Source organism: Caballeronia sp. M1242 (assembly GCF_017220215.1).
In the GTDB taxonomy this organism is placed as follows: domain Bacteria; phylum Pseudomonadota; class Gammaproteobacteria; order Burkholderiales; family Burkholderiaceae; genus Caballeronia.
Genome location: NZ_CP071132.1, coordinates 181,072 through 203,363, shown reverse-complemented (window position 1 = coordinate 203,363; position 22,292 = coordinate 181,072). Strand labels below are relative to the sequence as shown.

Here is a 22,292-nt window from a genome sequence, read left to right as displayed (position 1 = left end):
GCTGCGAGCGAAAGCGCCGTCGCTCAGAACTGCTCGTCCAGCAGCGCGAGCACGCCGTCGTCGCCCCGTGCGCTCAGAATCGCGACTTCGAGCGTCAGGGCGCGCGGCAGAATATGCGTCGCGTAGAAGTGCGCCGTCGCCTCCTTCGCGCCGTAGAAGAGCGGATCGCCCGCTTCGAGCGCCGCTGCGGCCATGAGCGCGCGCGCCATCTGCCAGCCGCACAGCACGGTGCCGGACAGCATCAGATAAGGCACGCTGCCCGCGAAGATGGCGTTCGGGTCCGACTTCGCATGCGTCAACATGAAGTCGATCGCACGCGCGAGCGCGGCGCGGCCCGCATCGAGATGGCCGTGCATCGCCGCGAACGCCGGGCGGCTGCCGAACGCCGGATGCGCGCGCAATTCGCCGAGCGTCCGGTCGATGCGCGCGAGCATCTGCGTCGCGACCGCCCCGCGATCGCGCAGCGTCTTGCGGCCGAGCAGGTCGTTCGCCTGAATGGCCGTGGTGCCTTCGTAGATCGGCAGAATGCGCGCGTCGCGGTAGTACTGCGCCGCGCCGGTCTCTTCGATGAAGCCCATGCCGCCGTGCACCTGAATGCCGATGCTCGTCACTTCCACCGACAGTTCCGTGCTGTAGCCCTTGACGACCGGCACGAGAAATTCGTAGATCGCGCGGTGTTCGGCGCGCACGGCGTCATCGGCATGGTGCTGCGCGATATCGTGATGCGAAGCCGCAGCGTAGGCGAGGGCGCGCGCGCCTTCCGTGAGCGCGCGCATGGTGGCGAGCATGCGCTTCACGTCCGGATGGCGGATGATCGGAACCGCCCGCTCCGACGAGCCGTCCACCGGGCGGCTTTGCACGCGTTCCTTCGCATACGCGGCGGCCTTCTGGTAAGCGCGGTCCGCCATGCCGATTCCCTGCAGGCCTACAGCGAAGCGCGCCGCGTTCATCATCACGAACATGTATTCGAGGCCGCGATTTTTCTCGCCGATGAGAAAGCCCGTTGCGCCGCCGCCGTCGCCGAATTGCAGCACCGCCGTCGGGCTTGCGCGGATACCGAGCTTGTGTTCGAGCGAGACGCAGTGCACGTCGTTGCGCTTGCCGAGCGAGCCATCCGCGTTCGGCACGAACTTCGGCACGAGAAGAAGCGAGATGCCCTTGATGCCCTCGGGCGCGTCCGGCGTGCGCGCCAGCACGAGATGGACGATATTCGACGCCATGTCGTGCTCGCCCCAGGTGATGAAAATCTTCGTGCCGAACACGCGATACGCGCCGTCTTCCGCCGGCTCCGCACGCGCGCGCAGCAGGGCGAGATCGGAGCCGGCTTGTGGCTCGGTGAGGTTCATGGTGCCGGTCCACTCGCCGCTAATGAGCTTCGGCAGATACCGCGCCTTCTGCTCGGCCGAGCCCGCGAGCAGCAAGGCGTCGATGGCGCCGTCGGTGAGCGAAGGACACGTGCCGAACGATAGATTGGCCGCCATCAGCATTTCGAGGCACGGCGCGGCGATCAACTTCGGCAGACCCTGGCCGCCGAATTCCACCGGATGCATCAAGCCTTGCCAGCCGCCTTTCACAAATTGCGCGAAGGCCTCGGCGAACCCCGGCGACGCGCTGACCTCGCCGTCGCGCCAGATGGGAGGCTGACGGTCGCCCGTCGCGTTCAACGGCGCGAGCACCTCTCCGCACAGCCTCGCGCCTTCTTCGAGAATGGCCTGCGCCGTGTCGCGCGTGGCGTCGGCGCAACCCGGCAGCGTGGCGACCTTATCGAGTCCGGCCAGCTCGGTCATCACGAACATCATGTCGCGAATGGGCGGGGTGTAGCTCATGGTTCTTCCTGAGTGGTCTGAGTGCATGACGACGCCGGCCTCAACACGATTGGGATCGTGGCGGACAACGACTCCGCAGCCGTGCCGGTTCCGACCGGCATGGTGGCGCATCGGTGCGACGCTGCCGCCCCTCGAAACGAGGGGTGAACGCGCGCGTCCGTCATCATCGCGAGGGGAAGGGGTGCATCGCACCGGTTGTTCAGCGACACAAGTCGAGCACGACTGCGTGGTCCGCGTGAAGCGGCCGTCGGGGCTTCGCAAGGCGCCGCGGCAGGTGCGCTCCGTTCAAAGAGACGGGCCGCGGCATTGTGAAAAACGAAGGGGCGCGAAGCGCTGAGGGCGCAGCGCGTGGCCGAAAGCGCGGGCGTCGCCATCCGCTCGCTCGACGAATACTTCCCGACCATGGATTCGCTGATCGGCGCAATGTTCGACGACTATCGCAACGAATTGCGCGATGCGCTGCTCGCGGGTATCGCGGCGTTGCCGGCAAGGGCGACGCTCTTCGACGGCATCCTGCTGACGCTGACGGTCGGGCTCGGCGTGCATCGCAAGAGGATGCTGCTCTATCCGGCCTTCAATGTCCGCTCGATCCACTATGACCAACTTGTGCGGCTGCATCTCGTGAAGGCGGACGAAATCCGGCATCCGTGCGCCACGCCGGCGCTGATGGCGCGCTGCACACGCTGCTTACGCTGCCCCGCGCGATGATGCCCGAACGCCCCGACTATCTCGCCGCGCCGGACACGCCGACTCTGCTCGCGCGGATGATTCACGCGCTCCTCACGACGGAATCGCGTTGAAGGCGCGGCTTTGCCTACCGCTCGCCGGCCGCCCCCTATTCGCGAGGGGGGCGGGTCATCGAGCCATGCGGCTATGCTTGCGGTGCAAAGAGCATCGTGGGCGACGGAGCTTCGCGGTACGAATGATTTCGGATTCGACAGCGGGCGATCGTTGCAGGTCCAGCGTTCAAGAACATCTGCCGCGCTTCGCGTCGACTGGCGCGGTCATTTAAGGGGAACACGTTGAAGCAATTGAAGAAATGCCTCCTTCTTCCGGTGCTGTGCGCGACGGTCGCCCTGGCGCACGCGCAACCCGCGAGCGACGTTTCAGCGAGCGCCGAAGCCGCCTCCGCCCCTCGTCAGCAAGACAAGGCGGCTGATCGCGCGCTGCGCAAGGACGTCATTCGCTCGCTCACCCGCACGAAAGGGCTGAACACTGCGCGCATCACGGTGCGCGTGAAAAATGGCGTGGTGATGCTGCAAGGTTCCGTCGCGGACCAGTCGGAGATCGACGTGGCAACGCGCGCCGCTGCGAACACGCCGGGCGTCGCGTCGGTCAAGAACAGCCTCACCATTCAGGGGCCGATGGGTAGTGAGTAGACAGCGAGTAGACAGCGAGTAGGCCCGCGCGCCCGCGTGACGAAAACACGCGCGCAGAATGAAAAAGCCCGTCGCGATGCGACGGGCTCTTCGCTTCGACATCGGCAGCAGCGTCAGTCCGCGGTCGTCGAGAGTTCGAGGCGTAGTTCGTTCATCGACATGACGACGCCCGTCGGCGAATTGTCGCCGTTCACGCGCACGAGCGAGACGACGACTTGCTTCAGTTCCGCAGGCGTCAGGCCGCGCAGGGCATCGTTCGCAGGAAGCGTCAGCGTGCCGCCGGCATGGTGCATGGCCGCCGACACTTCGAACGGTCCGACCGTTCCGACGAAGCGCGCTTGCGCGCTCGGATCGGCGTCTCCGGCAGACGGCAAGTTGACGTACACGTTATAGAAGTAGCCGCCTTGCTTGCCGAGCGACGTGACCGTCACCGTGTCGAGCACGATCTTCGCGAACTTGGCCTGGCCGGGCGCGGCCTGCGCGTTCGGGCTGGCGTTCGAGGCTGCCGGAGTGGTCAACGTCGAGGTCACCGCGGTTTGCAGCGCCGTCACATCTGACGTTGCCAGCGAAACCGCCGCGCTCACCGATTTCTCGTTGAGCTTGACATTCGCCACGCCGCCGAGCGAGCGGCGACCGTTCCCGATCGTGCGGGGCCCGGTCGCGCTGAAGTTGCCGATGGCCGGGCGCGTGCGAATCGGCGGAATCTGCGCCTGCACGCGGATGATTCTGCCCACCTGCGCGCTAGGCGGCATGGACGTCGGCAACGAATTATTCGCGTACGAATAGCCCAGCAGCGAAGGCTGATACGTCTTCGACTTCGCTATCGTGAGTCCGGACGCATACGTGAACGAACCGTTCCAGTACGAATCCGTCGGCGACGGATAATTGGTTCGCGCGAGGCCCGCCCATCCGTCGAACAGGCGGTCGACGTTTGCGTGATGCAGGTAGAAGATCGGATCGGTCGGCGACTGCATGTCGGCCATCCATCCACCGATAATGTCGTGCACCGGATTGTGCGGCGCATTTTCGAACGACGCTTCGTACGAGTTACTCGTGCCGCGCTGGAAGTTATTAACCTGCGTCGAGAACGGCGCCATGGTCAGCGCGTTATAGACGTTCGAGTTCTGGCGGCCCGACACGTACAACGGATTACCCGTCGCGCTATCGAGAAACTCGCTCGGAATGGTCGGATGCGCGTAGTAGTCCCAATAAGGCAACGTGAGCGAGCTGTCTCCGCTCACGGTTCGGAGCTGCTGCTCGAAATAGTAGAGATAGCCGCGGTGCCATGCAAAAAAGTACGGCGCCATATGCGGGCAGTAGTTCAAGTGAACATTCACCCAGTACGTCCACGAAGTCGGCTTGCTTGCATCCGTGACGGCCTTCATCAGCTTGATGGCGTTGAGGAACGACGCATATTGCGGCGTCGTTTTGAACGTTTGCCATTCGACCCGGACGTGGCCCGTGGTAGCCGTCATGCCGGGAATGGGAAGCGACATCAACGCCGCGGCGGACGCCGAGCTTTTCAGGAAAGTCCGGCGGCTATAGGGGTTCTTGGCCATATTGATTCTCCTACGGCTAAATCGGTGTTTTGTGCGCGGGGACGCGTTAGGGCCGTGTGCACCGGCAGATGCACAGGCGAGATCATGAGTGCGGTATCGGACCGACCGGACATACGATACCCGTCATCGCGCGCGCGGTGAGCCGCAGTTGCCGCCAGAATGTGGCACGCCGCACACTAGGCAGTTCTGCCGGGCAGCGGGTGAAGGGCATTTGTAGGAAAGCCCTCGACGGGTGCGCAATCCGACCGGTCGGTCGCGCAAAGGTGCCGCGGCTCTCGCGCAACACTTTGCACGTGTGCGCTCCGGTAAATCTCGCGCTCACTGCGAGTTGAGAAGCGCGCCGGCCCGCTCAGCGCGTGTATTGGTTCTATTGAGCGGCGGGCCTTAGGCGCGTTCAGTCGTTGTCAAGCTCGGCGTTCGCATCATTGCGCACGAAGCCGGTATCGTGTAGTTGGAAGGTATCCTGCGGCAGACGTTCACTGTCGACCGCCGTCACGCGCCAAACGACGCCCTGCGACGAGGACCAGATCACGAGCGGCAAGCGGTCCTTCTCGCTCCAGCAGACGCGATGCGTCTCGCCCGCCTGCTCGATCCCATACCACCGACACGTCGACAAGGGCGCGTCCGTCTTCGGCGGCGCTTCGGCCGGCACGATGCGGTACGCGCCGACCGGATGCCGCAGTCCGTGCGAAAGATCGAACCAGTCCGAGAAGCGCCCCAGACGCACGAGATTGTTCCGGTCGATGCGCGTCGTGATGCGCTTGTCGTAGTCGACGACGATCATCTGATAGTCGTTCGGGTCCGACGCGTCCCGAATGACGTAGGTGTCGACGGCATCGTCGGTGCGGCGGCGCAGGCGCGACTCGCCGTCGCGCCAGACCTGCATCGTGTGGAGCCCGTCGCGCGCCGCATACTTCACCGTGAAGTGAAGCGTCGGCGGCTCGCCTTGCGCGGAAAACGCGGACTCGAACGTCGGCGCATGCGCCTTCCTCGGCGAGCCGTGCGCGGGAGAACAGAGCAAAAACGCGCAGCACAGCGATGCGAGCATCGCCGCGCGGCCGCGCTTAACGACGAATGGCCTTGGCATAGTCGAAGTAGCGATATGTCTTGTTGTCCACGGTCAGATCCTTGACCGCGAGGTTGATGGTGTAGGTGCCCTGCGCGAGCGACGTGTCGGCGGTGGCGCCGGTCGGGTCCGTGGGCAGTTCGAAGCGCAAGCCCGTCGCGACCGAAGGCGGCGTGACCACCGACGCCGCCACGCTCGGCGTCGCACTGCTCGCGGCATTCTTGAGCGATTCGTTGATGATGCGCCCGTCCGCCTGCGGCATCGAAAGACCGAGCAGGTAGGCGACCGTCGGCGCGACATCGACGTTGCCGGTCGGCGTGCTGACGACCGTCGACGGCTTGAACGACGGACCGTTTGCAATCAGCGTGTTGTGCACGTCGTTGATGCCGAAACTGCCGTGCATGCCGCGCTGTCCGCCGACGCTTTCGAACTCGATGCCAGGCATGCCCTGAACGATCGTCTGATCGTCCCACGTGAAGCTCGCGACCACGTCCGGCTGGCCGTTGTTCTGGCGCTGGGCGTTTTCGAGGTTCACCATCGACAACGGCAGGGTGCCTGGCAGGTTGCCGTAGCGGCTATCCACGAAGATGGCGCCGAACTCTTCGCGCTGTTGCAGCACTTGCACGAGCTTACGGATGGTGGCGGGATCGTGGCCCGGCACGTAGAAGTAGTCGGAACCGCCGTTCGCCGCAATGACGATGCCGTTCGCCGGCAAGCCGCCGACCGCCGGCACCTTGAAGCTCGCGACGGGCGCGGGCAGGTTCGCGCTGATCGCCTGATACTTCGTGTTGGCCGCGCCGCACAGCGTGCCGGTCGTATCGTTCTTCACGGGCACGGTGGGCGTGCCGTTTGCCGTCAGACCGTACATGGCCGAGGTGACGCAGCCGGAGCCGTCGTAGGCGTTGAAGCCGCGGAAAGTGAGGAGGTCGGCCGAGCGCACGTCGCCGGAGAACGAGTAGCCGTTCGCGTTGACGGCGCCGAGCGCGGCGGCGTCGGTGCCGCTCGTCGAGCCGTTGACGGGGCTGCCCGAAGGCGGCGTCGCGGACGGCGTGATCGCGCGCAGCGGATACAGCGCAAGCGGACCCGACACGGTCGAATGCCCGTGGTCCGACACGACGACGATGTTGGTCGTCTCGTAGAGATTGTTGGCTTTCAGGCCTGCGATCAACTCGCCGAGCCGCGCGTCTTGCGAACGCAGGCCGGCCTTCATGTTCGACGTGCCGGGACCATAGCCGTGCTCCACGTTGTCCGGCGTGCGGAACCAGATGAGCGACAGCATGGGCTGCTTCTTCGGCAGGATGTACTGCGTGAAGACGGACATCATGTACTTGTTGGCCGCGTCTTCCGGCGCGCCTTGCGTCGTGTCGGCGCTGTCGCGCGCGGCGACCGTGAGCTTGCCCGCCGGGTCGTAGGCAGTGGTGTTGAACGTGACGTAGCCGGCGCGCGCGGTCGGATCGCCGTTGCTGGACGCGAGCGTGACCGCGTCGTTGCCGGAATAGCCGAACACCGTGTTCTTCGGCACGGCGATGTTCGCGGCCTGGAGTTCGGACACGAGGCTGCGCGGCTGCACGGTGTTTTCGTCGAGGAAGTAGCCGCCCTGGTTCAGGTTCTGGATGTATGCCGCGCCCGATTTGCCGATGGCGGCCGTCACCATGCCGGCGGCCTGCGCGGTGGCGAACAGACTCTTGACCAGCAACAACTGGCCGCCGTAATAGTTATTGAGCGTGGTCAGGACTTGATAGTCCTCGGTGAACACAGGATCGACGTAATCCTGGCTCCCACCCGAAGCTGACTTGCCGACGGGGATAGTGTTCGACGCGCCTTGCGGCGGTGTCCAGAACGTGTTGCCGTAGAAGCCGCTCGTCTTCGGAAACGAGCCCGTCGCGAACGACGAGCCGTTCATCATCGTGAAGGTTGGATACGTCGAGTGATTGTCGGTGAAATTGACGCCGGCCTGACGGAGCGCGTAGAGGTTCGGCGTATCGGCCTGAGTGACCGAGTCGGGGCGCAGTCCATCCCACACCATGATGACGGTGCGCGTTGCCTGCTGGGGATTCGGATGCGACGCATCGTGTCCGCCGCAACCGAGTAGAGACACACTGCCCACCAGGGCCATTGACCAGAAACGCAAGCTCGCCATTCGATTCACTCCGTTAGTCTTGGACATCGTTTAGAGGAGCGAGGCTAATGACGTTGGATTACAAGGAAGTGACAAAGCTTGCGATTGTGTGCATCGGGCGCTTCATGGATTACTAAAGCGATACATTCGATGTACGGACACAGCCTTCCTCCGTTGCATGAAAGATGCGGAGGGTCTTACGGTCGTCGCTGTTCCACCGGTTGCGGGTGCGCGAAGACGGCTGATGGGCTCGTGCGGAATGCGGTCGTCGGAGAATGGGTCTGTCAGCCTTGCTTCGTTTTGCGTTGCTCAGGTCCATCCTGTTCTGCGTCTTGGCGGTCAACTAGTGCCACGAGCGGCGAGAAGGCACAAACCGGGCATGCTTGCACAGGCGCGCAACTTTAAGACCGCGCGTTGGTCCCAACGACATAGTTGACATAAGGTTTATTAACATCGATTTCGATGTTTCGGCAAAGTAGTAATGTCAGATTCAGGCTCGTTAGAATTGTCCGATTTCCGCCCTTGGGCGCATGCTTGCCCGATGCGTGTCGCGGGCTCAATCATGGACAGGCGTGGACTGATCACGGCAAGCATGCGCGAACTGGAACGGATCGAGGTCATCGAGGCGCTCGCAGTTAGAACGCGAGGTCATTAAGACTGGCCTGAACTGGGCACAAGCAAGGCAGGCATAAAAGGAGCAATACGTCCCCGATCAAGAACGTTGGTGCAGGCTTTCAGCGCACGCTATACAGTTGCTGACGAAAGCACAAGAGAGCTTGACGGTCTCTCTATCGGACTCGAAACGCTCGAGTTCGGGCCCGACACGACGTCCTTCTGAATGAGTTGAACGTCGGCTGCTTCGATGATCGACTGTCGTTCTGTTCGACCACTGGCGCACAGAGATCCGCAAGCATCATCTCAACGTTTCGCTTTCCGTCCGCTGGCTACAGACGCGCCCTGACCGAGCAGCCGTTCAGCGTGTAGCGCCGCAGCTGATGCAACTCAGCGAGTGGCCGTCGATCTCGCGCTCATGCCGTGCGCAGATGCCCATGAGGTGGTCGTCGAAGTCCGGCAGCCGGCGTTGATACTTGCCCGCCAGATGTGCCGAAGCGTTACCTATCAGTCGCCGGGAATATTCAGCTTTGGGTCTTAGGCGTCAACGCCGTCTTGGGCTGACGCCGTTACGGTATCGCAGCGGCGCGTTGCCTAGCCTGGGCTTGCAAATGCAAATGGTTATGCAACTGCGTTGCGAGCACGCGCTCGGCCGACCGTTGCTTGATTCGCCCGGCATGACCTACTTGCCCGGGATCCACTCGGCGTTCCCGCCTTGGTTCTGCGCGAGCAATCGATGACGAGCCCAGAAGAGCGCAGGACTAACAAACCCCGCCCCCTCGCCTCATGCCCGAATCGCCGCGCCGCTCACGACGCGCGTTTACCTATACTGCGATTGCTCATTGGCCGTCGCGCAGACTTCCCGATTCACCCGCGTTCTACGGCCTAGCCACACAGTAGAAACAGCGGCGCGCATCGTTGCGCCCGCGCGTAACGGTGCGAGGCGATGGTATGCGCATACAGCGAAATAATAAGCACATCTATGCAGTTAACACGATTCCCCTCCGCCCGCTCGCCGCGGCAATGCTGATCGGGCTCCCGTTTCCCCTCCACGCACTGACGGTGGTCCCATCGAGCGACACATCGCAGACTCTTTCGACTGATTCCGTTTATCAAATCAATAGCGGTACGGTCATCACGACAACGTATCAGAACGCGATCAGCGTCGACGGCATCGCTCCGGTCACAATGACGAACGGCGGCTCGATAACCAGTTCGCTCGACAATGCGGCCGCCGCCGTGCGATTCAACGTGCCCGGCACATTGTTCAACCTTTCATCGGGGCAACTGCTCGGCAACACCTTCGGCGTCGCCTTCAACTCCGGAGATAACAACGCGCTCTCCAATCAAGGCGATATCAGCGCGCGCGCCAGTCACGCCGTCGCCTATCTATCTACAGCAGGCGGCGTAGTGGACAATTTCGGCACGCTGAACGGCAGCCCCTCGACAGGCACGACGGTCAACGGCGTCTTCGTACAGACGTCCGGTAACGTGGTGGTGAACAATCACGCTGGCGGCGTCATCAAGAGCGGCGCCGCAGACGCGACGTATGGCTCCGGCGTACTGGCCGTCGCCGGCTCGATCACCGTCAACAATGACGGATTGATCGACGCATATCACGAAGGCGTCGACGTGCAAGGCGCCAGCTCGGCGCGCGTAACGAACAGCAGTACCGGCACCATACGCGGCAATATTGGCTCCGGCGTGGTGCTCGGGCCGGGCGGCACGCTCGACAATCGTGGCCATATCTCGAGCGCGACGCAATCGGCGGTGCTGATGAGCGGCGCAAACGGCGTAGTGACGCTCGGAACCGGGTCCGTGTTGAACGGCGGCAACGGCACGGACATCCTCAGCATTTCGCCGGGAAACGCGATCATCCTGAGCGGCTCAGGCACTGAAACAGGCAGCTTCGATGCCAATTCGACTTCCAATGGATTTGCCACGTTGAGCGCGAGCACAGGCAGCAACTGGACGCTCAAAGGATTCGTCAGGATGTCCGATCAATCCTCGACGGCGGTGCGCGTGGACGGCACGCTGACACTCGCCAACACATTGATCAACGACACTGGCAGCACGACCGTATCTCCGGGCGGCGTGCTCACGCTGGGGACGGGCGGTAGTAGCGGCAGAGTGACCGGCAACATCATCAATAACGGAGTGTTGCGCTTCGACCGCAGCGACGCATTCACTTTTGACCGCATGCTTTCCGGCAGCGGCACGCTCATGCAAATCGGCAACGGCGCGGCGGTGCTGACGGCCGCCGGTTCGTCACAAGGCGCGGTGAGCGTGAACTCGGGCGCGCTTTCGCTGGCCCAGCCGGGCGCGTTCTCCGCCAACACCTATGAAACGCAGGCCGGCGCGCGGACTATCATTCCCGCCAATTCGACACTTGCAGTCACCAACGGATTCACTCAGCAGCCGGGTTCGACGCTCATCGTCGGACTGCGCAGCGCAGAGCCGGTCATCTCGGCATCGAGCGCCACGCTGAACGGTGCGCTGCTGATCAATGGCTTTGCCCCTTCCGTGCCGGTGACCGCGACCGGTCTTTTGAATACCGCATTCAACGTTATCCATACAACGAGCCAGGCGGGCCTGTCCGGGGATTTCACGGCAGTCCGTTTCGCCGGATCCAGCCCGGTCGACTATCTGCTTCCGGTGGGCGCAAAAACGCCCGACGCGCGCGATTACGACATCCGCCTCGGCCTGACGTGGCGCGCGGGCGCGGCGCAAGGCAACGGCACGTTCACGCTCGCCAACGCCGCAGATACCTTCAACGTCGACGTCCCGCTGACCGATCAATCGGGCCCGTTCGCGAGCGGTTGGGACGGCCGCACGCTGACGAAGAACGGCGCGGGCCTGCTCACTTTGTCGGCCGCGAATGCCTACACCGGCGCAACGCTCGTCAACGATGGCATTTTGCGAACCAGCGTGGCGAACGCGCTCATCGACAGCGCGAGCGTCAACGTCGGCAGCGGCGCGACACTCGACCTCTCCAGCCTGCCGCAGCAGGTCAACAACCTGAGCGGCAGCGGACGCGTCTTGCTCGACAGCGCGGACGTGACTGCACAAAACTCCGCCGACTCCGCCTTCGGCGGCGAAATCGTCGGCAGCGGCCGCCTCATCAAAGGCGGCGCGGGCGCATTGGCGCTCGGTGGCGTGAACACGTATAGCGGCGGCACTAATGTTCTATCGGGCACGCTCGTCGCGCAACGCGGCGGCGCGCTCGGGAGCGGCCCGGTCGAAAACGGCGCCACGCTGCGTCTGGATTTCGCGGGCGCGGGCATCGTGCCCAACGTGCTGTCGGGGTCGGGCGCGCTCGTGAAGACCGGCAGCGGCGCGGCCATGCTCGTGGCGGCGGGCTCGCAGCAAGGCAGCGTATCGGTCGATGCGGGCGCATTGGGCTTCCTGCGCAGCGGCGTCTTTACGACCACCGGCGACTTCGCCACCGCACCCGGCGCGACGACCTTGATCGCGTCGCAATCGCAACTGGCGGTCGGCCGGAATTTCTCTATGAACGGCACGCTGGACGGCATCGCGGGCCCAGCGGACCCGGTCGTCGCCGCGACTACGGCATCCATCGCGCCGAATGCAATATTCAATCTGGCGGGCTATTCGGCGCCCGCATCGGCGAGCGCGCGCGAACTAGCCAACAGCGTGTTCACGGTAATCCGGGTCGCGTCGCCGGGCGGTCTCACCGGAACATTCGGCGCCACGCGCATCGGGGGATCGGTCAGCGCGCCGGATTTCCTGACCTTGACGAGCGGCTACACGCCTCAGAGCTTCGTGGTCGGCGTCGCGCCGAGGTGGTATGCCGGACTCGGCGCAACGCCTCAATCAGCCAACGGCGTTTTCACGTTGCCGGACGCGATGGATTCATTCGACATGGACATCGTTCTGGCCGATCAGGCCGCCAACCCCGCGACGGGCTGGGACGGCAAGACGCTCACGAAGGCTGGGGCCGGCACGCTTCAGTTGTCGAAGGCGAACACGTACACCGGCGGCACCTCGGTGACCGGCGGAACGCTCGCGGCGGGCGCGCCGGACATCATCGCGCGAAGCTCTCAACTGAACGTGGCCTCGGGCGCCACGTTCGACCTGGGCGGCTTCGGCCAGCACGTGAACAATCTCACGGGTTCCGGCAGCGTCGTGCTCGGCGGCGCGGCGCTGAACGTGAACAACACCGCTGATTCCACATTCAGCGGGGTCATCAGCGGCGACGGAAGCCTCACGAAAACGGGCGCAGGCGCATGGACGCTCGCGGGTGACAACACCTTCGCGGGCGTCACGACCATCGCCGCCGGCAGGTTGCAACTGGGGGCGGGCGGCGCGAGCGGCAGCGTCACGGGCGATATCGTCGATGACGGCACGCTCGTGTTCGATCGCGGCGGCAACGTCACGTACGGCGGCGCGATCAGCGGATCGGGCGATGTCGTCCAGCAAGGCAGCGGCACGGTGACGCTCACGCGCACGCATAGCTACGGCGGCAACACCGCGGTCAACAGCGGCGCGCTCGTGCTCGCGGGCGGCGCGCGACTCGCGAACACGCGGCAAGTGACGATCGCGCCGGGAGCGACGTTCGGCGGTTACGGCGCGGTCGGCGGCAGCATCGTCAACAACGGCCTTTTCGCCGTCGCCGATGCCGCGCCGGGCTTCGCAGGCGGGCCGGCCGGTCAGTTCGCGGTGGGCGGCGCGTTAGCCAACAATGGCGAAGTTCGCATGGCGAGCCCCGCGCCCGCGAGCGTGCTGACGGTGAACGGCAACTATTCGAGCAATAACGGCACGCTCGCGCTGTCGACGGTCTTGGCCGGCGACGCATCGGCCACGGACAGGCTGATCGTGCGCGGCGACACGTCGGGACAGACGCGCGTCAGGGTGACGAACGCGGGCGGCGCGGGCGCGGCGACAAGCAACGGCATCCAGATCGTGGAAGTCGACGGCCAGTCGAGCGGCGTGTTCAAGCTCGACGGCCGCCTCGTCGCAGGCCCTTACGAGTACGTGTTGCAGCAAGGCGGCGGCGACTGGTATCTGCGTTCGCTGTCGGACGGCCCCTTCCCCGCGCCGCGCCCCGAGCCCGGCGCGTATCTCGGCAATCGACAGGCGGCGGCCAGCATGTTCATGATGACGCTGCACGACCGCGCCGGTTTCGCCCATCCGTTCGCCGCGCAGCGCGAAGACGGCGGCGCGTCGACCGCGTGGGCGCGAACGCGCGGCGCGCACGTCGACAGCGAGGCGGCGGGCGGAAGAATCGGCGAATCGACCGATACCGCCATCGTTCAGGCGGGCATCGACCTGCTCAATCGCGTGCGCGACGGACAGCGCTGGCAACTGGGCGTGATGGCGGGCTACGGGTCTTCGACGACGGACACGAGAACGCGCAACGGCGCCGCACAGGCGCGCGGCAACACGAACGGTCTGGGCGGCGGTCTGTATGCGACATGGCACGGCATGGCGTACTCCGCAGCCGGTCCTTATGTCGATACGTGGCTGCAGTACGGCCACTTCGACAACAGCGTGAAGGGCGACTCCCTCGCCGGCGAAAACTACGCGAGCCACGTGTGGTCCGCATCGGTGGAAGGCGGCTGGGCGCTTCCGCTCGGCCAGACGTCGACCGGGCCAGTACTGCTCGAACCGCAATTGCAACTGGTCTATACGCACTATCATGCGGACGATCACAGCGAAACCGGTGGCACACTCGTCAGCACTCCGAATAGTAGCAACTGGACGACGCGGCTCGGCATGCGGCTCTTTCATGCGCCGGGGACGACGGCGGCACCGGGATGGCTGCCCTTCGTCGAAGTGAACTGGCTGCACGACACGCGCGTGGCGAGCGCGGCCTTCAATGGCTTCACGGTGTCGCAAGACGGCCCGAAGAATCGCTTCGAAGCGAAGATCGGTGCGCAAGGATTGATTGGCCGGCAGTGGCGCGTGTGGGGTAACCTCGGGTATCAGCAAGGCGCGGGCGGCTTTCACGCATACGAGGGTTTGTTGGGCGCGCGCTACGTGTGGTGAATGCGCGAGTGCCTTCGGCAAACGCTCGACAAGAGGCTACCGTCTTCTCGTCTCGACATGCGCGTCGGGGAAAATATGGCTGCTCGCTCGGCTTCCCCTTTCTGTGTTCGCGGGTAAACGATAGTGACATCGGTCGATGTGTCGTCCATATTTACTTCGTTTTACTGATGTAAATAACACGAACGAAACGGAGGGACACATGAAACACCGATTCTTTGCGCGCACCTCTTGCGGTGCTCTGGCTGCGTGCACTGCGGCCTTGTTAATGCTCGTCGCGCCACTGGCTTCGGCGGACCGACCGGATGCCGAAGCACGAGATGGCTGGGTCGCAACCTGGACCGCCAGTCCCGATCGCAACAACAACATCACGACGCCGCAGAACTTCCCCGCCGCGACGACCATTCGTCAGATCGAGCATGTGAGCGTCGGCGGCGATCGCGTGCGCGTGCGACTCACAAACGAGTTCGGGACCGCGCCCGTGACCGTGGGACCGGTGCATATCGCGCTATCGGCCGGCGGCGCGAAGATCGCGCCCAACACCGACCGCACGCTGACGTTCGGCGGCAAGACCACGGTGACGCTGTATGCGGGCGCGCCGATTCTGAGCGATCCCATCGACATGCGACTCGTGCCGTTGTCTGATGTCGCGATCACCTTCTTCCTGCCCGACGCCACGCCCGCCTATACCGTGCATCAACTCGCCGTACAAAACGCGTATGTGTCGAGCGGCGACAACACCGCCGCGCCCGACCAGCCGTCTCCTCACAAGTACACCAATCGTTTCTTTCTATCTGCAATCCTAACGGATACGGATCGTCCGACGCCCGCTGTCGTCACCTTCGGCGATTCGATCACGGACGGCTATGCATCGACCGTCGATGCGAACCGGCGCTGGCCCGACAATCTCTCCGCGCGCCTCAATAGCGCGGGTCCGCGACGCGGCTACGCGGTGCTGAACGAAGGCATCAGCGGCAATCGCGTGGTGAGCGACGGCGCGGGCGTGAGCGCGCTCGCGCGGTACGATCGCGACGTGCTGAGTCAGTCGGACGTCAAGTGGGTGATCTTCCTCGAAGGCATCAACGATATTGGCTGGCCGAACACGGCGCTGGACCCGTCCGGGCGCGTGGTGTCCGCGGAAGAGATCATCGACGGCTACCGGCAGATCATCGCGCGCACGCATCTGCGCGGCATCAAAATAATCGGCGGCACGCTCACGCCCTTCCGCAACGCGCTGCAAGGCACCGCCAACGAGGGCTACTGGACGCCGCAAAAAGAAGCCATCCGTCATGCGGTGAATCATTGGATTCGCACGAGCGGGGCTTTCGACGCAGTGGTCGATTTCGATGCCGTGCTGCGCGATCCGGCGCATCCAAACGACATGCAGGCGGTGTACGACAGCGGCGATCATCTGCATCCGAACGACGCCGGTTATGTCGCGATGGCCAACGCCATCGATCTGTCCTTGCTGTTGCGCGGCAACGGCGACCGGAGCGGCGATCGAGGCGACTGACGAGCAGGAAAGCGTGATCGTCGCGGTGGCTTACGGGCTACTGCGACGATCGCGCGGCGTGCGGCATCTGCCGCCAGCGCTGCCTCTCCCGATTTCCCGGCAATCACCCCCTCCGCCTTCAGCAAGAACTCACGCGGCCCGACATACTATCGGGCTTGCGGCCTGTCACGCCATCGTCCTCGTAATCGGCGACGATCATGGCCCGCGCCCGCTGCGGCACAGCAATTGCACTGCAGGGCACCGATCCGCATCGACTGCGTGCGGTCGACCAACATTTCTCGAGAGGACCTTATGAAGACGGCAAAGATGAGCATTCTCCTTTCCGCGCTGGTGCTGGCCGTATCGAGCGGCGCATTCGCGCAAGGCTCGGGCGGCGGCCTGCCAGGCGGCAACGGCGCGGGCCAGGGCGGCGTCGGCGTCGGAACGCCGAACGGCAACGGTGAAACTGGCTCGCCGGCCGGTCCCACGGGCAAGCATGCGACGCGCAAGCACTCGAAGAGCAAGAAAGCGAATGTCTCGGGCGACGGCTCCTCCGGGTCCACCGGCTCGACCGGCTCGGCCACGACGACGCAATAAACGGACGCCGCTGTCCGCCTGTCCTCGCGGTGTCCAAGGCGCTCGCGCGCGGTATGTTGCGCGCCGGTCGCGCAAAGGACGCCGCAGTTTGCGAATACTTCGACGCGATGCAATCCGGCGTCGAACTGGCCGGCATGCGCGGACGGCTCCCGCGCGCAGCGTTCCTTCATACCGGTGACAAGCGCGCGAAGCGGCCACGCGGCTACGTTCGAATCAACAGACCCTCGGCGTGTGTGCCCCATGACGACGATAACGAAGACAGTCCCTTGACAACGTAGAATCTGCCATCACGTCGAGCATCGTTCACCGCACGCCCGCCGCTGACGCCCCTTGTCGACCGCATCCGACCGCATCCGACCGCGAAGCGCTGAAGTCCGACGCCATCCACCGTCCGCTTCGCGCAATGTCGTTGCTTATCCGTCTCATACATAGCACAGTAGCGAAGCCGGCCTGTGCCCGGCGCGCGGAGACCACACAATGGAAGCAAAGGCAGCAGACCACCCGAAGAGCTCGGGCCCCGACTTCTCGGTGGTGGGAATCGGCGCTTCGGCCGGTGGCGTCGAGGCGCTTTTGCGGCTTTTCGAGGCGGCGCCCGCGTCGCCCGGCGTGGCCTTCGTGGTCGTGCTGCATCTCTCGCCGAATCACGCGAGCCATGCGCACGAGGTCATTCAGCGCGTGACTCCGTTGCGCGTGCGACAGGTGAACCAACCGGTTCTTCTCGAGACCGACACGGTCTACGTCATCCCGCCCGGCAAGCATCTTTCGATGATCGACGGTCAGTTGCGCCTGAGCGATCCGCACTTGCCCCGCACGCCGCCGACATCCATCGACGTGTTCTTCCGCAGCCTCGCCGACGCGCACGGCTCGCGCGCATTCGCCGTCGTGCTGTCGGGATCGGGCGGGGACGGCTCGGTGGGCATCTCGCGCGTGCGCGAACGCGGCGGGGTCACCATCGCGCAGCAACCGGACGAAGCCGAGTACGGCGACATGCCGCGCAGCGCGATCGGGACAGGCGATGTCGACCTCGTTTTGCCGCTCGATCAGATCATCCCAAAGGTTCTCGCGCTTTCGCTGAACGCGAAGCAGATCGAGCTGCCCGCGCCGTCCGACGAGGAACCCGCGCTCGATGCCCGCGTGCCGGGCCCGCAGGTCGACGCCATCAACGATGTGCTCGACCTCGTGCGTGCCCGCACGCGCCATGATTTCGCGAGTTACAAGCGCGGCACGATCGTGCGGCGCATCGAGCGACGCATGCAGGTGAACGGACTCGCGACCGCGGCCGCCTATCGCGACTATCTCGCGCGTCACAGCGAAGAAACGCCGAAGCTGCTCGCCGACCTGCTTATCGGCGTCACGCATTTCTTTCGCGACACGGACGCCTTCGCCTCGCTCGAAAACACGATCATTCCCGAACTGATGAACAACCTTCGCGGGCGCGATAAGGTGCGCGCGTGGGTTCCGGCCTGCGCGACGGGCGAAGAGGCTTTCTCGATCGCAATCCTTCTGGACGAAGCCGTGCGCCGTTTGCCGCATCGCGTTCAGGTGACCGTCTATGCAAGCGATATCGACGAACGCGCCGTTGCGCTCGCCCGGTCGGCGAGCTACCCGCTCGCCATTCAGAACGATGTCAGCCCTGCGCGCCTCAGCCAGTATTTCACGCGGGACGGCAACCGTTACCGGCTCGTGAAGTCGCTGCGCGATACGGTGATCTTCGCCGCTCACAACCTCTTGCGCGATCCGCCGTTCTCACGCATCGATCTCGTTTCGTGCCGCAACGTGCTCATCTACATGGAACGCCGCGCGCAAAGGCAGGTGCTCGACACCTTCTTCTATGCGTTGCGTCCGCATGAAGGCTTCCTCTTTCTGGGCACCGCCGAATCGGCCGACTTCGCCGAAGAACTGTTTCGCCCCGTCGACAAGCAAAGGCGCATCTATCGCGCACGGCACAGGCCGATCGCGCCGCTCGCCACGGTCACGAGCGCGCTTTTCGCCGACAAGGAAGAAAGCGAAAGCCACGCGTTCGGCGGACACACGTTCTTTCACGATGCGTCGGACGCTCGCCGCGCCGTGCCGCGTCTGCCCAGTCAGGCGCGCGCGCTCGACCTGTTCGGCCCCGCCGTCATCGTGATGCGCCCCGATGGCGCCATCGTGCATCGCTCGGCGCGCGCCGATACGCTCACCGAAAACGTCCGGCACACGCGCGTGACCAACCTCTTCGACATCGTGCGCCGCGATGCCGAGGAGCGCGTGCGGCAGGCGGCAGAGCGTTGCATCGCCAGCAAGCAGCGCGAGGACGAGCTCTCCGTTCCCTTCATCACGGCGGCGGGCGAGATCGAAGCGGACCTCTCGCTGCGGCCGTATCGCGATTTCGCCTACCGGCAGCAACTCGTGTCGGTGATCTGCGACTTCGCCGCGCCCGGCGACGCGACGGATACGCCGCGCGCGTCGACAGGCGTGGAGACGGTGGACTCGCTGCGACAGGCGCTCGAGGGAAGCGAAGAACGTCTGCGCACGTCGATGGATCATCAGCAGGCATCGAGAGAGCAACTGCGAGCGTCCAACGAGGAACTTCAGGCGATGAACGAGGAACTGCGTTCAGCGACTGAAGAGCTCGAAGCGAGCCGGGAGGAATTGCAGTCGCTCAACGAGGAACTCTTGACGGTCAACGCCGAATTGATGACCAAGGTTCAGGAATCGTCGCGCGTCAATGACGACCTCCAGAATCTGATCGCGCTCGTCGGCGTGGCGACCGTGTTCGTCGACCGGACGCTGAGGATCAAGCGCTACACGGCGCCTGCCGATTCGTTCTTCAACATCCGCCCGATGGATCAGGGACGGCCGCTCGAGCATCTGACGCATCAGCTCGATTATCCGGACATGCTCAAGGATCTTCGCGAGGCGTTCGAACAGTTGAAGCGTTCGGAGAAAGAAGTGAAGAGCAAGGACGGCCGCACGCTCCTCGCCCGCGTGCTGCCTTACCGCACCGACGACGACCGCATCGACGGCGCGGTGCTCGCGCTCATCGACATCACCGAACAAAAGGCCGCCCAGGATCAGGCGCGAGTCAGCGAAGAGAAGCTGCGGCTTGCGGCGCAGGGCACGCATGACTTCGCGATCATCGTGGTGGACGAGGACGGCACCATCGTGAGCTGGAACGTCGGCGCCACGCGCATTTTCGGCTTCGACAGCGTGGAGATGGTCGGCAAACATCTGGACCCGATCTACACGCCGGAGGACATCGCCGACGGCGTGCCCGCGCGCGAACGCAAGAAGGCGCGCGAGCGCGGGCGCGCCGAGGACGAACGCTGGCACGCCACGAAACGCGGCACGCCTGTGTTTTGCAGCGGCTTTCTGAGCCGCATCGAGGCGTCCGGTTTCTCCGGCTACGCGAAGATCGTTCACGACGCGACTCAGCGCCGCCTCGCCGAAGGCCGCAAGGACAACGTGATCGAGCAGGAGCGCGCGAACAACATCGAGATACGCAAGTTGAGCCGCCTGAAGGACGAGTTCATCGCGGTGTTGTCGCACGAGCTCAAGAATCCGCTCAATCTCATTCACATGAAGGCGGAGATTCTCGCGCGCATTCCGGAAGCGCGTCATATCGGCCGCGTTCAGGACGTCTCGGATGCCATTCAGAAGTCGGTGCTCGCGCAGGCGCAGATCATCGACGACCTGCTCGACTTCTCGCGCATTCAGACGGGCAAGCTCTCGTTGCGCTTCGCGCCGACCGACGTGGCGGCCATCGTCCGCTCCATCACCGATGCGATGCAGCGCGATTTCGACGAAGGCGGCATCGACCTGAGACTTTCGCTCGCAGACGCGCCGGTTCTGATTCGCGGCGATGCGATCCGCGTCGAGCAGATCGCCTGGAACCTACTGAGCAACGCGCTCAAGTTCACGCCGCGAGGCGGCTGTGTCACGGTGACGCTCGAACAGCGCGACGATGTCGTGCGGCTGCAAGTGATGGACACCGGCTGCGGCATCGCGCCCGCCGCGATTACGTCCATCTTCGACATGTTCCAGCAGACGCCCAACGTGCCCTACCGCGCGCGGCCCGGCGGACTGGGCATTGGCCTGTCGCTCGTGCGGCAACTGGCGCAACTGCACGGCGGCAACGCCGAAGCGTTCTCGGATGGCGAAGGACACGGAACGCGCTTCGTAGTGTCGCTTCCCGCCGATGCCTCGTTCGCTCACCGGCAGGCCGGCGACATGCCCGCCGATCTCTCCGTGTTCAGGAACTTGCGTATTCTGCTGGTAGAGGACTCGGAAGAGTCGCTGACCGCGATGGCCGACCTTTTGTCGCTGTACGAAGCGGTCGTCGTTTCATCGGCGAACGCGGACGATGCGTTGCAGAAGGCGTCGCAAACACAGTTCGATCTCGTCATCACGGATGTCGGCCTGCCGGACATGGACGGTTATCAACTCGTCAGCGCGCTCAGAAAACTGCCTTTGTGCGCGGCGATTCCCATTGCGGCGCTGACGGGCCGCCCCGTCGCGCAGGAAGAAACGTTCGCGCAGGAGGCCGGATGCGACGCGTGTCTTGCGAAGCCGTTCAATTTGCAGGCCCTTGCGGATGTCGTCCACCGCCTGCGGTCCGGTCGATAAACTCCACGGTCCGCGCGCGAACGCTCGCGCCTGCTTGCAAGAATTGCCCGGTTTCGCCGTCAAATGCGCTGGTTTCCACCGGCTGCAGCGGTCCAGAGGCCCGTATTGCACGGGTTTTCGCGCATCACGCATAACAGGCCCGGTCCTTGCTCATACAAAAGCGTGGTCACCCCCACGTAACCGATAGGAGAAACACCATGAATAAGGACCAGGTCAAGGGTACAGCCGAGAAGGTGAAGGGGAACGTCAACGAAGCCGTTGGCAACATGACAGGCGACACCAGCCAGGAAGTGAAGGGCCAGGTGCAGCAGGGCGTGGGCGAAGCCCGCAAGCAGTACGGCGACGTGAAGGAAGACGTCAAGAAGGATCAACGCTAGGACGCCCGTCCCGCAGCCATGCGGGCTTGATCAACGAGCCGCGTGCCGGACAGACGCGGCTTTCGCACATATGGGGCGCGGCGTAATGCGCGATGATTTTGAAGTTTCTCCCAAGTGTGCGATCTGGACATGCCGCCGATGCCATGGCGCGCTGCCGCCTCGCGTGCTTGTCGTCGACGACTATGTCGATACGGCCGACGCCATCGGGATGGTGCTCGCCGTCGATGGCTTTCCGACCGAAGTCGTTTATAGTGGCCAGCAGGCCATCGAGGCATCGGAACGCTGGCGGCCCGATATCGTGCTGCTGGACATTTGGATGCCGGATTTGTCGGGATTGCAGGTTGCAGCCTACCTGCGCTTATCCACCACGCTTGCGCAACCGATATTAGTCGGCCATTCGGCGCTTTCGACGCCTGGCGACTTGCAGGCAGCGAGGCAAGCCGGTTTCGATGCCTACTGCGCGAAACCGACGGACGCGGACAAACTCGCTCCGTTACTGCGTTATTTGTGCGGCGCCGATCCCGCTTAGGGCGCGCCGCCCGCGTGACACGTTGAACAGGACTCCATGCAGACCGTGAAGGCCCGAGCGATATGAAACCAACGCACATTCACTCCGAGCCCGTTGCAATACAAGGAGCCGCCGACCGGGCCGGC

Annotated in this window: 12 protein-coding genes; 8 read left to right on the top strand and 4 right to left on the bottom strand. The window is 64.3% G+C overall.

Annotation, left to right across the window (positions count from 1 at the left end; all coding sequences use genetic code 11):
• Positions 1-23 precede the first annotated feature (23 nt).
• Positions 24-1,826, bottom strand: coding sequence for an acyl-CoA dehydrogenase (locus JYK05_RS24420; RefSeq protein WP_206470843.1), 1,803 nt, complete (start codon positions 1,824-1,826; stop codon positions 24-26).
• Between the two features lie 348 nt (positions 1,827-2,174).
• Between JYK05_RS24420 and JYK05_RS26490 the strand changes: the two genes are divergently transcribed.
• Positions 2,175-2,534, top strand: a complete 360-nt coding sequence (locus JYK05_RS26490) for a hypothetical protein (protein WP_241270139.1) — start codon at positions 2,175-2,177, stop codon at positions 2,532-2,534.
• Between the two features lie 314 nt (positions 2,535-2,848).
• Positions 2,849-3,205, top strand: a complete 357-nt coding sequence (locus tag JYK05_RS24410) for a BON domain-containing protein (protein WP_206470842.1) — start codon at positions 2,849-2,851, stop codon at positions 3,203-3,205.
• A 113-nt stretch (positions 3,206-3,318) separates the two neighbouring features.
• On the opposite strand, the gene JYK05_RS24405 is transcribed toward JYK05_RS24410, so the two are convergent.
• The 3 genes from JYK05_RS24405 to JYK05_RS24395 form a co-directional block, all read right to left on the bottom strand.
• Positions 3,319-4,764 (bottom strand): tyrosinase family protein, encoded by a 1,446-nt coding sequence (locus tag JYK05_RS24405; RefSeq protein WP_175945418.1) that lies wholly within the window; start codon positions 4,762-4,764, stop codon positions 3,319-3,321.
• A 394-nt stretch (positions 4,765-5,158) separates the two neighbouring features.
• The gene (locus tag JYK05_RS24400) at positions 5,159-5,851 is read right to left on the bottom strand and encodes a hypothetical protein (RefSeq protein ID WP_206470841.1); all 693 of its coding nucleotides are present in this window, start codon (positions 5,849-5,851) and stop codon (positions 5,159-5,161) included.
• Entirely contained in the window at positions 5,829-7,856 is a 2,028-nt protein-coding gene (locus JYK05_RS24395) for an alkaline phosphatase family protein (protein WP_241270147.1), read from the bottom strand. The genes JYK05_RS24400 and JYK05_RS24395 overlap by 23 nt, the downstream gene beginning before the upstream one ends.
• 1,728 nt (positions 7,857-9,584) lie before the next feature.
• On the opposite strand from JYK05_RS24395, the gene JYK05_RS24390 reads away from it, so the two are divergent.
• The 6 genes from JYK05_RS24390 to JYK05_RS24365 all read left to right on the top strand — a co-directional run bounded on the left by JYK05_RS24390 (position 9,585) and on the right by JYK05_RS24365 (position 22,167).
• Positions 9,585-14,570: an autotransporter outer membrane beta-barrel domain-containing protein gene (locus JYK05_RS24390; RefSeq protein ID WP_206470839.1), complete on the top strand. Its 4,986-nt coding sequence runs from the start codon at positions 9,585-9,587 to the stop codon at positions 14,568-14,570.
• Positions 14,571-14,835: 265 nt separating this feature from the next.
• The gene (locus JYK05_RS24385) at positions 14,836-16,080 is read left to right on the top strand and encodes an SGNH/GDSL hydrolase family protein (protein ID WP_206470838.1); all 1,245 of its coding nucleotides are present in this window, start codon (positions 14,836-14,838) and stop codon (positions 16,078-16,080) included.
• A gap of 306 nt (positions 16,081-16,386) precedes the next feature.
• Complete coding sequence (locus tag JYK05_RS24380; protein ID WP_241270138.1) at positions 16,387-16,656, top strand: hypothetical protein; 270 nt, start codon at positions 16,387-16,389, stop codon at positions 16,654-16,656.
• A 477-nt stretch (positions 16,657-17,133) separates the two neighbouring features.
• A complete protein-coding gene (locus tag JYK05_RS24375) occupies positions 17,134-21,261 on the top strand; it encodes a chemotaxis protein CheB (protein WP_206470837.1) in 4,128 nt (1,375 codons plus the stop codon).
• Between the two features lie 197 nt (positions 21,262-21,458).
• Positions 21,459-21,638 (top strand): CsbD family protein, encoded by a 180-nt coding sequence (locus JYK05_RS24370; RefSeq protein ID WP_159834173.1) that lies wholly within the window; start codon positions 21,459-21,461, stop codon positions 21,636-21,638.
• 163 nt (positions 21,639-21,801) lie between these two features.
• On the top strand, positions 21,802-22,167 hold the full coding sequence (locus JYK05_RS24365) for a response regulator (RefSeq protein WP_241270137.1): 366 nt from the start codon (positions 21,802-21,804) through the stop codon (positions 22,165-22,167).
• The last annotated feature ends 125 nt before the right edge of the window (positions 22,168-22,292 follow it).

Excerpts from the sequence above, each read along its gene's own strand:
- JYK05_RS24420 (WP_206470843.1), bottom strand. The coding sequence starts at position 1,826 with ATGAGCTACACCCCGCCCATTCGCGACATGATGTTCGTGATGACCGAG.
- JYK05_RS24400 (WP_206470841.1), bottom strand. The coding sequence starts at position 5,851 with ATGCCAAGGCCATTCGTCGTTAAGCGCGGCCGCGCGGCGATGCTCGCA.
- JYK05_RS24405 (WP_175945418.1), bottom strand. The coding sequence starts at position 4,764 with ATGGCCAAGAACCCCTATAGCCGCCGGACTTTCCTGAAAAGCTCGGCG.
- JYK05_RS24370 (WP_159834173.1), top strand. The coding sequence starts at position 21,459 with ATGAATAAGGACCAGGTCAAGGGTACAGCCGAGAAGGTGAAGGGGAAC.
- JYK05_RS24375 (WP_206470837.1), top strand. The coding sequence starts at position 17,134 with ATGGAAGCAAAGGCAGCAGACCACCCGAAGAGCTCGGGCCCCGACTTC.
- JYK05_RS24390 (WP_206470839.1), top strand. The coding sequence starts at position 9,585 with ATGCTGATCGGGCTCCCGTTTCCCCTCCACGCACTGACGGTGGTCCCA.
- JYK05_RS24380 (WP_241270138.1), top strand. The coding sequence starts at position 16,387 with ATGAGCATTCTCCTTTCCGCGCTGGTGCTGGCCGTATCGAGCGGCGCA.
- JYK05_RS24395 (WP_241270147.1), bottom strand. The coding sequence starts at position 7,856 with ATGGTGTGGGATGGACTGCGCCCCGACTCGGTCACTCAGGCCGATACG.
- JYK05_RS24385 (WP_206470838.1), top strand. The coding sequence starts at position 14,836 with ATGCTCGTCGCGCCACTGGCTTCGGCGGACCGACCGGATGCCGAAGCA.